Source organism: Bacillus sp. S14(2024) (assembly GCF_050473785.1).
Lineage (GTDB): Bacteria > Bacillota > Bacilli > Bacillales > Bacillaceae_G > Bacillus_A > Bacillus_A yunxiaonensis.
In genome coordinates this window covers 3,778,185-3,790,694 of the sequence record NZ_JBFLUP010000006.1, presented here as the reverse complement: position 1 = coordinate 3,790,694, position 12,510 = coordinate 3,778,185, and the positions used below count along the sequence as shown (strand labels likewise).

General features: G+C 37.5%; 13 protein-coding genes and 1 pseudogene. 8 read left to right on the top strand and 6 right to left on the bottom strand.

Annotated features, from left to right (window positions below; genetic code table 11):
* The first annotated feature begins 253 nt into the window (after positions 1-253).
* On the top strand, positions 254-721 hold the full coding sequence (locus AB1279_RS19255; RefSeq protein ID WP_429760438.1) for a VOC family protein: 468 nt from the start codon (positions 254-256) through the stop codon (positions 719-721).
* A 246-nt stretch (positions 722-967) separates the two neighbouring features.
* On the opposite strand, the gene AB1279_RS19250 is transcribed toward AB1279_RS19255, so the two are convergent.
* Complete coding sequence (locus AB1279_RS19250; RefSeq protein ID WP_429760437.1) at positions 968-1,633, bottom strand: YdeI/OmpD-associated family protein; 666 nt, start codon at positions 1,631-1,633, stop codon at positions 968-970.
* A gap of 286 nt (positions 1,634-1,919) precedes the next feature.
* On the bottom strand, positions 1,920-2,339 hold the full coding sequence (locus AB1279_RS19245) for a hypothetical protein (RefSeq protein ID WP_429760436.1): 420 nt from the start codon (positions 2,337-2,339) through the stop codon (positions 1,920-1,922).
* Positions 2,340-2,571: 232 nt separating this feature from the next.
* Between AB1279_RS19245 and AB1279_RS19240 the strand changes: the two genes are divergently transcribed.
* Positions 2,572-2,781 (top strand): hypothetical protein, encoded by a 210-nt coding sequence (locus AB1279_RS19240; RefSeq protein ID WP_429760435.1) that lies wholly within the window; start codon positions 2,572-2,574, stop codon positions 2,779-2,781.
* 398 nt (positions 2,782-3,179) lie between these two features.
* Positions 3,180-3,806 (top strand): annotated as a pseudogene (locus AB1279_RS19235) (TerD family protein); the annotation flags it as partial.
* Between the two features lie 143 nt (positions 3,807-3,949).
* Here AB1279_RS19235 and AB1279_RS19230 read toward each other — a convergent pair.
* Positions 3,950-4,108, bottom strand: a complete 159-nt coding sequence (locus AB1279_RS19230) for a DUF2639 domain-containing protein (protein ID WP_429751742.1) — start codon at positions 4,106-4,108, stop codon at positions 3,950-3,952.
* A gap of 169 nt (positions 4,109-4,277) precedes the next feature.
* Here AB1279_RS19230 and AB1279_RS19225 point away from each other — a divergent pair, with 169 nt between their 5' ends.
* On the top strand, positions 4,278-4,604 hold the full coding sequence (locus AB1279_RS19225) for a nucleoside triphosphate pyrophosphohydrolase (protein WP_429760434.1): 327 nt from the start codon (positions 4,278-4,280) through the stop codon (positions 4,602-4,604).
* 92 nt (positions 4,605-4,696) lie between these two features.
* Here AB1279_RS19225 and AB1279_RS19220 read toward each other — a convergent pair whose 3' ends face one another.
* Positions 4,697-5,302: a hypothetical protein gene (locus tag AB1279_RS19220; RefSeq protein ID WP_429760432.1), complete on the bottom strand. Its 606-nt coding sequence runs from the start codon at positions 5,300-5,302 to the stop codon at positions 4,697-4,699.
* A gap of 717 nt (positions 5,303-6,019) precedes the next feature.
* Here AB1279_RS19220 and AB1279_RS19215 point away from each other — a divergent pair.
* Positions 6,020-7,222 carry a macrolide family glycosyltransferase gene (locus AB1279_RS19215; protein WP_429760430.1) on the top strand — a complete coding sequence of 401 codons (1,203 nt, stop codon included), beginning with the start codon at positions 6,020-6,022 and terminating at the stop codon, positions 7,220-7,222.
* A gap of 180 nt (positions 7,223-7,402) precedes the next feature.
* On the opposite strand, the gene AB1279_RS19210 is transcribed toward AB1279_RS19215, so the two are convergent.
* A complete protein-coding gene (locus tag AB1279_RS19210) occupies positions 7,403-7,543 on the bottom strand; it encodes a YflJ family protein (protein WP_377882605.1) in 141 nt (46 codons plus the stop codon).
* Positions 7,544-7,681: 138 nt separating this feature from the next.
* On the opposite strand from AB1279_RS19210, the gene AB1279_RS19205 reads away from it, so the two are divergent.
* Positions 7,682-8,041 carry a hypothetical protein gene (locus AB1279_RS19205; protein WP_429751731.1) on the top strand — a complete coding sequence of 120 codons (360 nt, stop codon included), beginning with the start codon at positions 7,682-7,684 and terminating at the stop codon, positions 8,039-8,041.
* Positions 8,042-8,068: 27 nt separating this feature from the next.
* On the opposite strand, the gene AB1279_RS19200 is transcribed toward AB1279_RS19205, so the two are convergent.
* Positions 8,069-8,254 (bottom strand): YhzD family protein, encoded by a 186-nt coding sequence (locus tag AB1279_RS19200; RefSeq protein WP_377882603.1) that lies wholly within the window; start codon positions 8,252-8,254, stop codon positions 8,069-8,071.
* Positions 8,255-8,386: 132 nt separating this feature from the next.
* Here AB1279_RS19200 and AB1279_RS19195 point away from each other — a divergent pair, with 132 nt between their 5' ends.
* Both AB1279_RS19195 and AB1279_RS19190 read left to right on the top strand, forming a co-directional pair.
* Complete coding sequence (locus AB1279_RS19195) at positions 8,387-9,628, top strand: metallophosphoesterase family protein (protein WP_429761485.1); 1,242 nt, start codon at positions 8,387-8,389, stop codon at positions 9,626-9,628.
* Positions 9,625-12,486, top strand: a complete 2,862-nt coding sequence (locus tag AB1279_RS19190) for an AAA family ATPase (RefSeq protein WP_429760429.1) — start codon at positions 9,625-9,627, stop codon at positions 12,484-12,486. The genes AB1279_RS19195 and AB1279_RS19190 overlap by 4 nt, the downstream gene beginning before the upstream one ends.
* The last annotated feature ends 24 nt before the right edge of the window (positions 12,487-12,510 follow it).

Sequence of the window (12,510 nt, the reverse complement as noted above, 5' to 3'; positions counted from 1 at the left end):
CTTGAAAGGCGTTTATAATAAAATGAAAGACTAATGTAAATAATCTTACAATTTATTATACATGAATTTAATAAGACTATATCTCAAACAGAGAAGAAGAAAGCTCAACTGATGGAAGTTTTGTATGATTAGTGGATGTTCCTAGTACACTACCTCTAAAGATATATAGAATTTTAATACTTTTGGTGGATTTCATATTGTTTTTACATTGATATAGTTAATATTCAAGAAGAGAGAGTAGGGGAGAAACCATATGATTAAAGGATTGTATGAAGCGCATTTACCAGTTAGTAATTTACAAAATTCAATTGCATTTTACCGGAAATTAGGACTGAAACTTGCTTGGCGTGATGAAAACACTGCTTTCTTTTGGATTGAAGAAGGGAAAAGTTGGTTGGGTTTATGGGAAGGAAAGGAGTATGAGACTCGATACCATCCTTCCTTACGACATATTGCTTTTCGAGTTTCATATGAAGATTTAAAAGAATCTTTAAAGTGGCTAGATTCTATTCAAGTTGAAGCCGTTCCATTTGGTAATAGAAAATCTATTGAGCCATTTATTCGCCCGCATCAAGGGAATGCTTCAGTATACTTCAATGACCCAGATGGTAACAGTTTAGAATTAATATGTTATGTTGAAGTTCCTAATGAATTAAAACATATTACAGATAAGTTGTCCTTCGTAGATTGGGAGGAACTAGTTAACAGTACATTTAAATGAGAGATTATGAGATAAGCTTGTTTTACTAAACGGGGTCACGTCACTAGTTCAAGAAAAGTGTACCTTTCAGCAAAAAGCCAAAGGGTACACTTTTGTGTGCAGTATTTTTCTTTTCTTAACTGATAATGCGTAAGCCTGTTATACGGTAGTTTGTTTATACTTTGCGAATAAATTATTTAATTGAGTGTTATCTGCGATTTAAAAAGTTCGAATGAACGCAAAGTGAGATAATATCTTAAAGTTTGATTAATAGTCTTTCTTATCCAATGCCTTGTGTGAGCCGTCACAGTTAGGCTGCTTTTTAGATAGCCCACAAGTACAATCGTTTAGTCCTTTTCCATCGAGAATTTTCTGGATATATTTTTCAATCCTTGACTCTCGAGTTTTGGATTGTTTAGCTTGAGAAAAATAAAGAATGTATGCTCTTTGCCGTCCCGGTGTCAATGATTCAAAAGCAGTTTTAAAAGTAGGCATTTCATCGAATTTATTTTGAAGTTCTTCAGGAATTATAAATTCTTTATGTTCTTTCTTTTTCACTTTTAAACCGGCTTTTTCAACTTCAATGGCTTCATAGATATAGGCTTTCAAGATGGCTTCCATTTCAACTATTTCTTGAACATTGGTGAACCGAATCTGGCGCCCCGCCTGTACATTCTCCGTTGGTTGGATTAGAATCCCATGAGTATCCTGTAACAAGGCACCTTTGTGAAACGAAAGCGCACAATATTCTTTAAATCCATGTATTAAAACTATGTTTTTTTTCTCAAACGTGTAACAAGGATGCATCCATTTAAAATCTTCGGTTAGCTCACAGTCAAGAACGATATTTCTCAACTTCTCGTATTCTTCCTTCCACTTTTTGGCCGCATGTAAAAATTCATCAACCTTAGGATTCATACTACTATTTGTCATCAAGGAACACTCCTTTGTAATTTTACAATTAGCTGACAGTCAAGAATGATCACTCTCAATTTTCCCGATTCTTTCTGTCACTTTTTGGCTGCATTTAAAAATCTATCAATCTTAAATCATTTTACATCTTAACATATATATCTAATTTAGTGCCTGAAAAAAGTACCCAAAACAGACGTTTAAGGTACTTATAATGAAACTGACAGAAGTATGTTCAAAAAAAGGAAGGTGTAATTAATGAAAGAAAAATTATTAGTAAAATATATCGTACATTTTTAAAAATTTCTTATTGAGACAAATGTTTGTAATCTAATATTTCTACTTTGAAATCGTGTTTGCAACCCATTTTAGGGCTGTCACAGGATGGATACACTCTTACTTTCACTAAGTCCTTCGCATAGCTAAATGGTTTATTATCAGCAGGAACTTGGATTCTTACAGCAACATCATAAGAATGATTGCTATTATAATTGATGCCGACTATTCTTTCCCAATGCCAACCAAAACCAGAAGATTCTTTTCCTCCATATTCTTTTATTACCCTTTTATCAATGGCTGGAAACACAATATCTGAAACGATATTCTCTGTTGTTACATACCAATCTTCCCATTTTGAAACCTTTTCTGCTCTAACTGTTTGGAAAGGAGTAATAACAGATAATAAAAATCCAAATAAGATAAAATAATGTTTAACCAATAAGTTCACCTCTTATTTACATTTCCTAATATTGTTCCCAGCTTATTATTCTTTATTAAATCCCGTTAGCTAAATGCAGTACGAATTTATATGCTAATTCCAAGGCTAAAGCGAAAGAAACATTGATATAACAATAAAAAAGGAGGTACCAAATCATTTGCGATTTTCACCTCCAATTGTATTTTTTCATAAATAAGGAAATAATAAAAGCAAATAACTGTAAATATAGGAGGCCTTATTTATGAAATCTGATTTTTTACAAACCGTACATAAAGCCATTGGTAATATTGAACATATCCACATTGAAGAAAGTGGATCAGATAGTTTACTCATTCATCATGATGATGTACAAAAATTAGAACAAGTTGCTGAGACATTAGAAAATCAAAAATTCCATTCTACAATTAGGAACAATGGGAATACATCTTTCATTGAAGTGATCAATAGATGAAAAAAGTTCGGTTATATGCCGAACTTTTTCCTATTTTTAAATCGAAACTTGGAACTTTCCTGCATATATAGCCGTTCCAGAGGTTTCAAGTACCGCGAACCGAAACCTGGTCCGGTAAAAGAACGGAAGATTTTTATCGCCGATGTCAAGATCGGAAGCGAACAGGCGGCTTACCAGGATACGGTGACCAAAGGTGATTCCTCAAAAAAAGAAAAACAGACATTCGGAACAAGCGAGTGATGCAGAAGGTTTACGATTTTAACACAAACCTACTAATTATAATTAAATAAAAAGTAAAATGGGTCATTTCAATTCTTTTAAACTCTTTATTACATTTCTAAATCTATCAAATATTATATAATGAACTTATAACAAGAAATGGAAGGAGAATGAAGAACGTTATGGTGAACTTAAGTAAGATTGAATTAAAGAAAAAAGGAGAAACTATTAATCTCCAAAAGGGTAATACTCAATCTATCGGTGAGATTTTAGTGAACTTGAACTGGAATCAACAAGGTGGAAAATCCGGCGGTTTTTTCTCTACACTGTTAGGAAAGAAAAATAATGTTGATCTTGATTTAGGGTGTTTATACGAACTGAAAAACGGAGAAAAGGGCTGTGTACAAGCGTTAGGAAATGCTTTCGGTTCTTTCCAATATGCTCCTTACATGGAACTTGACGGAGATGACCGCACTGGCGCAGTTGCAAGGGGCGAAAATTTACGGATTAACGGAAATAAAATTTCTGATATTAAGCGTGTTCTTGTTTATTCTTTCATTTATGAAGGGGTTGCAAATTGGGCGCAAGCCGATGGAGTTGTAACGCTGAAGTATTCTGCTGGCCCGGATATTGAAGTGAAACTAAACGAACATCGAAACGGGAAAATCATGTGTGCAATTGCAATGATTGAAAATGTAAACAATGAGACGTTTAAAGTACAGCGGTTAGTTGAATATTTCGATGGACATAAAGAAATGGATCGTGCATATGGTTGGGGAATGAATTGGGTAGCTGGTTCCAAATAAAAGCTTACATAATTAAAAGTGCTTTGCCGAAATGGTAAAGCACTTTTTGATGTGTAAGAAATGTGTAATAATATTAAGTAAATAGGGTAGGTTAGGTGTGAATTGTTTTTAAAGGAAGATCAAAATTTATTAGCATAGAGATGTTATTCCTCTTCCTTTTTCTCCTCCTCTTTTTCCTGTTCTTTCAGCAACAAATTCCGTAAAACATGCGCTCGGTAACTCTCCAACTTCCGTCCTTCATAATAATTAATGCCAAGCTTCTTTAGCTCATACACGTACCAACCTTTTGTTCCGTAATACATAATGAACATTCTCCTTTTAAATTTTTTACAGTATATGCTTGAGCGTAAAAAGGAAAGCTTGTTTTACCTATGGAAAGTGTGGATTTTTCTGCGGTTTTACTCCAAGGAAAAAGGTAATTTCTGCATGCTATAATAATAGAATCAAATTCAAAATATTGGAGGACTTACGATGCCAATCTACAACAAACTAGTACGCGATCGTATCCCAGAAATGATTGAAAGTAACGGAAAAACATTCACAACAAGAACTTTAGATGAAAAAGAATACATAGAAGAAGTATGTAAGAAAACAGGGGAAGAGTTAGCGGAGTATGTAGAAGCAGAAACTCTGGAGCATAAAATAGAAGAACTAGCGGATTTACTTGAGCTTGTAAATGCACTAGCGCAGTATGAAGGCGTAGCGCTAGAAGATGTCGAGAAAGTCCGCAAAGAAAAGGAAGAAAAGCGCGGTGGATTTGGAGAAAGGATTTTTTTGATTGAGGTAAGTGACAATTAAGTTCAGTAGTTCGTTAGTTACATATTTATTTTAAATGAAAAAGAAGCTGCCCAGAAGTTCGTTATTCAACGATCTTTTGGACACAGCTTCTCTTACATGCCTTGTAGTATTTCAATAACCGCAGTATCTTTTGTTCCGGATTTTTTATAGCTTACAACTCTTAGCGTATATTCATTTCCGCCTTCACCTAGTTTTAGAAATTTAGATTCATTTTTTGTGAGTGTTACAGGATACGCTTTTTGGCTACTGTCTCCTTTTCTCACACTTAGTGTTACTTCTTCTTTATTTACGTTTACTTTAGCCTCTACAATGCTTAGTTCTAGATTTTTAACCGGAACGCTTTGTTCACCGTTCATAACTGTGACGTTAATCGTACCGTCCGTAGATACATCGGCTGACTTTTCAGCTGGCTTTTCAGTTGGTTTTTCAGTTGGTTTTTTAGCTGGCTTTTCAGCCGACTTTTCAGTTGATTTTTCAGTTGGTTGTTCAGCTGGCTTTTCGACCGGTTGTTCAGTTGATTTTTCAGCTTGCTGTGATTGTTGCTGTTCTATTTTACTGATTTTATTTTGAAGTGCTGTGTTCGTTTTTTGTATTTGTTCTACGTCATTTTTTAAAGGTTTTACTGCTCCTACATACAATCCGCCAGCTGCGATAACTGCTCCTACAATACCTGCTATAAATATATTGCTCCGACTCATGCTCTGCCTCCTGATACTTTGTTATTTTTGATTATATGGGAAAATATTACACGATGCAAATTTAGTGTTTAATTAGTGTAATATTTTTGAATCCTAATAAGGTAATAGTATTAATCTGACGCTCTAATTTCTGTATAGTTTTAGAATAAAATTCAAAGTATTGGAAGAATTACGATGCTAGTTTACAACAGTTAGTAAGTGATTGCATTCCAGATATGATTGAAAGTAAAGGAAAAACATGTACGACAAGAACTTTAAATGAAAAAGAATACATAGAAGAAATACGCAAAAAACATAAGAAGAGTTAGCGGGATATATAGAAGCGGAAACCGCGGAGCATGAAATAGGGTGCCGCCACATGCTCATCAACTTTTAAGAATGCCTTTTATAATGACTAAGAGATCATTTAGCAATTAAAAGGCTCTTTTTGTATTTCTCAAAATTTATTAACTGCTTTTATTGTAAAATAAATACAAATAAGTTTTTTAATACAAGTAAGAAAAAAGGAGGGAAGGGATAAGGAGCAATCAAGCAAAGAAAAATAGTGTAGTTATTACTACTTTCATTTCAGCATTATTTTTTTGTTTTATATGAATCTTTGTTCGCATTCTCCTTTAGCTGATTCGGGTTCCAGGGCGAATACATTTGGTTGTTTAGATTAGATAATGTATGAAAAAAAGATTAGTTGATTTATATATGATGGGAGGATAAAAATTTATGAATGTATTAATGATTAATTTTCCAGCCGAGGGCCATATAAATCCAACTCTTGGTATCGTAAAAGCATTAATTGATCGCGGAGATTCCGTTCATTACGTAACTACTGAAGAGTTTAAAGAGAGAATTGAAGGCTTGGGTGCGAATGTGTATCTTCATCCTAACCATCTGAAAGGGTTTACACCTCAAAAACTGGTTAATATTCACGAATTTCTACAGGTTCATTTAAAACTTTCCTATGATATTTTGTCTGTCGTTCAAAAACTGGCTAATTCCATATCATTTGATTATGTGTATCATGATACGTTCGGTGCAGGGTTACTAGTCAAAGACTATTTAAACCTGCCATCTGTATCTTCATCATCCTCTTTTGCTATACCGCGAGAGCAATTTTTGAAAATATTAAGAGAACGTGTAGGTCCACCTTTAAATGCACCATCAGAAATTGAGAAGGAGAATGAGGTTTTAATGGAACAAATTGAGGAATGTTTTGGCGTGAAAGTAAAGGAACCTTTTCAATTTATGATGAACACTGCTGGTTTAAATATTGTCTATACAAGCCGGGAGTTTCAGCCGGGTGGAGAGTCCATGGATAATTCATACGTATTTATTGGCCCCTCTATCGCGAAACGGATGCAAACACATGATTTTCCGTTAGAAGAGTTAAAAGACCAGAAAGTACTGTACATTTCAATGGGTACCGTCTTACAAGGGTTTGAGTCTTTCTTCAAAACTTGTATAGAGGCTTTTAGAGATTTCAAGGGGAAAGTCGTTGTTTCAGTCGGGATGTCGACTGATTTAACCAAACTACAGCCTTTTCCAGAAAACTTTATTGTACGTAGATATGTACCACAGCTCGAGGTTTTACAGCATACAGACGCCTTTATTACTCATGGAGGAATGAATAGCACGAGTGAGGCTCTCTATTATGAAGTACCTCTTGTCGTGATACCTCACACATCAGATCAACCTATAATCGCGAATCGATTAGAAGAACTTCAAGCTGGATATAGACTTGATCCGCATGAATTAAGTATGGAAAAGTTAAAAGAAGCTGTACAAGTAGTGTTGTCCAATCCTTCTTACCGAGAAAATGCTAAGAAAGTAAGCAAAAGTTTTAAAGAAGCCGGAGGAGAAAAGAAAGCTCTATTAGCTATAGACAAGTATTTAAAAGAATCCGTTCACTTATTTTCTAAAAGGTGATGGGTGACAAAAGAGTTCCTTACTGAATAATAAAATTTCTGTACTAAGGCTGCAAATGAATGACAGCCCAAAAATTTTCTTCCGTTACCTCTGATAATGTAAGATTCATTCTTTTCCTCTTTTCTCTATACTTAATGTCAAAGAAAAAAGCTCCTTCCGTATAAGAAGGAGCTTCCTACATCAAGCCGACTGTCTCTTAACCTTCTCTAACAATCCAGCTAAAATATGCGTACGATATGACTCTAGTTTTCTGCCTTCATAAGTACGGATACCCAATTTCTTAAGTTCGTTTACGTACCAACCTTTGCTACCGAAATGCATATAATCGCTTCCTTTCTTGTTTTGAGTTGTTTTGATTGTAATTTTGGCGGAATGATGAATTTCCAGATGAAAGTGGTTAACTTCTCTGTCAAAGACATATATACTAGAAGTAGTATATATCGAGGTGGACTGAACAGCGTGATTATTGAAAAGCACGAAATTCAAATTGATCAGATTACGAGTGGGAAGGTCAATATTTTTACGTTTTATCGTAATAAAAAGCAAATTGACCACCCGTTTTTACAATTGCAGGAGCCTTCTCTTACTGCGAATTATTTTTTTCATTTTCATCTAGATGCGGAAAGTTTGCGTCTCTTGCATGAAGAGTTTCCAGGTATTTATCCGTATGACAAAAAAGAGAGTATTCTTGATTGGACGGATAAAATGAAGGATGAGTTAAAGCGCCTTATTCAAGCAGGAATGTGGAATAAGCGCGTTCGATTAGGGAATCGAATCGTAGAAGTTGTGTTTCTGTGGTGTGAAGAAGATGTTGTGTGAAAAAGAAGCGTTCTGACGCTTCTTTTTTTAGCGCTGGAATAAGACAAGCTTTCCGCTTGAAGATGTGCAGCGGTGTGTATGGTCATACAATTGTTTTTCTCGTAAGATTGTTTCACCCTTTGATTTTGCTTCTGTTTCAGTCGCAGCCTCAAATGATTCGTCTAGTACTTTGGAACCGTCTTTTTCGAAAACTGTTAGTGTGTATACGCCCATGAAAATTCCCTCCAAAATAAATAATCAGAATGTTATAACTATTGTGTCATAAAACGGGCGATTATGCAAAAGAAATATGTGACATTCCATGTTAAAATAGAGCCAAGTATGACGGAGAAAGGACGTTACAGTGTGAAAGAAGTAAAATTTATTCATGCGGCAGATTTGCATTTGGATAGTCCGTTTAAAGGGATGGAATTGAATGTACCCGCTTTTATATGGGAAAGAATGAAGGAAAGTACGTTTCGTTCGTTTGCACGCATTGTGGATAAGGCGATTCAAGAGCAGGTTGATTTTGTTTTGCTGGCGGGCGATTTATATGATGCGGAGACAAGAAGTTTGCGGGCACAGGTTTTTGTCCGTGAGCAAATGAAGCGCCTGGCGCAGTATGATATTCCGGTATATGTGATTCACGGCAATCATGATCATTTAGGCGGAAGCTGGGCGGCAATTGAGTTTCCAGGTAATGTACATATTTTTACAGAGCCTTATATAGAAGAAAAATCATTTTTTAAAAACGGGGAGCTGCTTGTATCCATTTACGGATTTAGTTATCAGCAGCAAGCTGTGACGGATAATATGACAGAGCAATATAAAAAGATGAGTGATGCGCCGTTTCATATTGGGATGCTTCATGGAAGTGTGGAAGGAGATGCGGAGCATAATCGGTATGCGCCGTTTCAAATTCGTGAATTGAAGGAAAAGCAGTTTGATTACTGGGCGCTTGGTCATATACATAAACGTGAAGTGTTATCTGAAGAACCGTGCATTGTGTATTCTGGCAATATTCAAGGGCGGCACCGAAAGGAAACAGGAGAGAAAGGTGCGTATGTTGTTTTGTTGTCTAAGCAAGGGACGGAACTAGGATTTTTCAGTACGGCAGATGTTGTGTGGGATGAGATTTCTATTCACATTGATGGGTTAGAGACAGTTGATGATTTGATCCATGCATGTACTGAGGGGATGAACGGTGTTCGAAGAGAAGAGGAAGGTTTGCTTGTGACGATGACGTTTACAGGACAAGGTCCGCTTGCTTCTTATTTACGTGATGAGAAGCGCGTAGAGGAGATCCTTCATATTGTCTCGTCAAGCGAAGAGCGCAGCAATTTTGTGCATGTCGTGAAATGGAAGAATGAAACGATTTCGTTTGCGGAAATTGAGAAATTGAAGAAAGAGAATCATTTTATTGGAAATGTGCTGCAGGAACTTGAATCGTTTTCGAGTATGGATGAGGTGCTGCGCACGATTTGGACTTCGCCAGTTGCGAGGAAGGTGCTTCATTCATTTTCTGAGGAAGAAAAGAAAGAGATTCAAAAGGGCGCCGAGAATATTATTTTAGAGCAATTGTTAGAGCATGAAAGGAGCAAAGCATGAGAATTGAAAAGCTTCATATTTACGGATATGGAAAATTAGAAAATGTCGAGCTGAACCTTTCCATGCTTACGGTACTGTACGGAGAAAATGAAGCGGGTAAGTCAACGATTCGCTCGTTTCTGAAGAGCATATTGTTTGGTTTTCCGACGAGAGGGCAGCGCCGTTATGAGCCGAAAGAAGGCGGGAAATACGGCGGTGCGATTACGGTTTTTACTGAGGAGTATGGAAGGCTAAAGATTGAGCGTCTTCCGAAAACAGCGGCAGGGGAAGTGACGGTTTATTTTGCGGATGGAAAAACAGGCGGTGAAGAAGTTTTAAAGCAGCTGTTAAATGGAATGAATGAGCAGCTGTTTGATTCTGTTTTTTCATTTGATATGCATGGGTTACAAAATATTCACCATATCGGAGAAAACGATATTGGAAACTATTTATTTTCGGCAAGTGCAGTTGGCAGCGATGGGTTATTACGACTTGAAAAAATGCTTGAGAAAGAAATGGAGCAGCGCTTTAAGCCAAATGGCCGTAAGCCGGAAATTAATGTGGCATTGCAGGAATTAAAAAAGCTGCAAGATCAGTTAGCGGATTGGCAAGGGAAGATTGCGGCGTATGAAGAGCTTGTGAACAAGAAAAAGAGCATAGAAGAGCGCCTAACTTTAATTCGCACGGAGCAGGAAGAAGCAGGAAAACGAAAGCAAGATTATGAAGTGCTAGAAGCGTTACAGCCGTTGTTTCTAGAAAAACGTGCGTGTGAACGCTTTTTACAACAACACGCGGGACAAACGTTTCCAGTTGATGGTTTGAAGCGTTATGAAGCGGTAAAAGCACGAATCGAACCACTTCAGCTGCAGGGAGAGGCGCTGCAAAAGAAATTGAATGCAGCTCAAACTGAAATAGAAGCATTGCAAGTAAATGAAGAATTGCTTCAGCAAGATATGTATGTGGAAGAGCTTCGTTTGCAGCACATGTCTTATGAAGCAGCGCTGCAAGAAGTGCGGGATTTGACAGGGCGCATTTCACATATAGAGGAAGAAATACAAGATTTGCAGCAGCAAATCGGAGCAGCTTTTGCGCGTGAGGATGTTCTTTCTTTCAATACGAGCTTGGCTGTGAAGGAAACCATTACGCAGATGATGCAGCAAGCAAAAGAGTTAGAGAAGCGTAAAGAGCAGTTAGATGAAAGATTTAAAACGGCGCAGGAACAGTTAGAGGAACAAGAGGAAGCAGTTAACAGGCTCAAGGCGCAGACGATGTCTGAGGAAGAACGGGAGAGACATTTGCCAAAGGTGCAAAGTGCAGCGTCCCAGCAGAGAGGACAAAGACAGAACCGAAGTAAGACTGCACCGCAGATGAATAAAACGGCGATGATCTTGTTCGTTATGAATGCTCTGCTGCTGCTGGCAGGGGTTTTAATGGATAACCGCAAGTTATTGTTTGTTGGTGTTTTTCTTTTAATTGGCCTTGTCGTTTTATATGTGATGTATATGAGCTCTGCTTCTAAAAGCCTTGAACCAGATGGGCATGAAAGTAATGAAGCACTTGAACTCAGGTATCGCCTTGAGAAAGATGATGAAGTGCGGAAGCTATTAGAGCGCGAGGAATTTAAGCTAAAGCAAATTGAGAGAGGATATGAACGCGCTCTTTCCGAATATGATGAGTGGGAGCGTGATTTGTTTCAGGTAAATGAGCAGGTGAAGTCGTATAAAGAGATGTACGCATTGCCAAATAGTTTTACATATGCTCATATATTGCCGGCTTTTGAACGAATCGAAAAGATGCAGCAATTGTACCGAGAGCTCGCGAAGCAGCAAGAACGAAAAGAATTGCAGGAAGACATGATTTCGCAGTTTGAACATAAACTAATGAAGCTAACTGTTTCTGCAGAAAGAAACGTGGATACACCGTCATTATTTTTACACGGTATAAGTAAAGATGTGCAGAAAGAAAAGGAAAAGCAATTACAGAAAAAGCAGCTGGAAGAAAAGGTTGCTGCGTGGGAAGAAGAGCATGCGGCAGCGCAGCAGCAACTTCATCATTTTCTAGATGAACGTCAGCAGCTTTGGGATATTGCCGGAGCACCTGATGAAGAGTCCTTTTTGGCGGCGGCAAAGCAAGCGGAGCAAATGGAAGAGAAAAAGCAGCAGCTTGATCGATTAATTCCACAAATGGATTTGCTGGAAGGAAGGTTAATGACTGCGGCGCTGGAGACTGGTTACCGTTTAGAAGGCTACGAAGAGGAACGCCGGAAAGAACAGGAGCAGCTAGACGGGCTGATGCGTGAGGAAAAAGAATTGACGCATACACTGGCAGCTCTGCGTCTTGAAATCTCCCAGTTAGAAGATGGTCGTACGTACGGTGACGTGCTTCATGAATGGGAATTGAAAAAATCACAAGTGCGCGAGCAAGTGAAAAAGTGGGCTGCATATGCTGCAGCAAAGGCTGTATTAAGTAAAACGAAGAAGTATTATCATGAAGTGCAATTGCCGCGCATTTTGCAAAAGGCAGAAGAATACTTTATATACTTAACAGGCGGAAAATATGTGAAAGTCTTTTCGCCAGATGCAGAAGAGCCGTTTATTGTAGAAAGAGAAGATGGACTTCGTTTTTACAGTCATGAATTAAGTCAAGCGACAGCGGAGCAGCTCTATTTATCGCTGCGGTTTGCGTTAGCACATACGTTTGAAGGGCAATATCCGTTTATTATTGATGACAGCTTTGTACATTTTGATGTACTGCGGACAGAGCGGACTGTGCATCTTATGAAGGAATTAGCGAAAGAGCGGCAAGTCATTTTCTTTACTTGTCATAAACATCTTTTATCTTTCTTTGAAGAAGGGGAAATACAAAGGTTAAACCAGTGAGGTTATGCTATACTAACAATATCG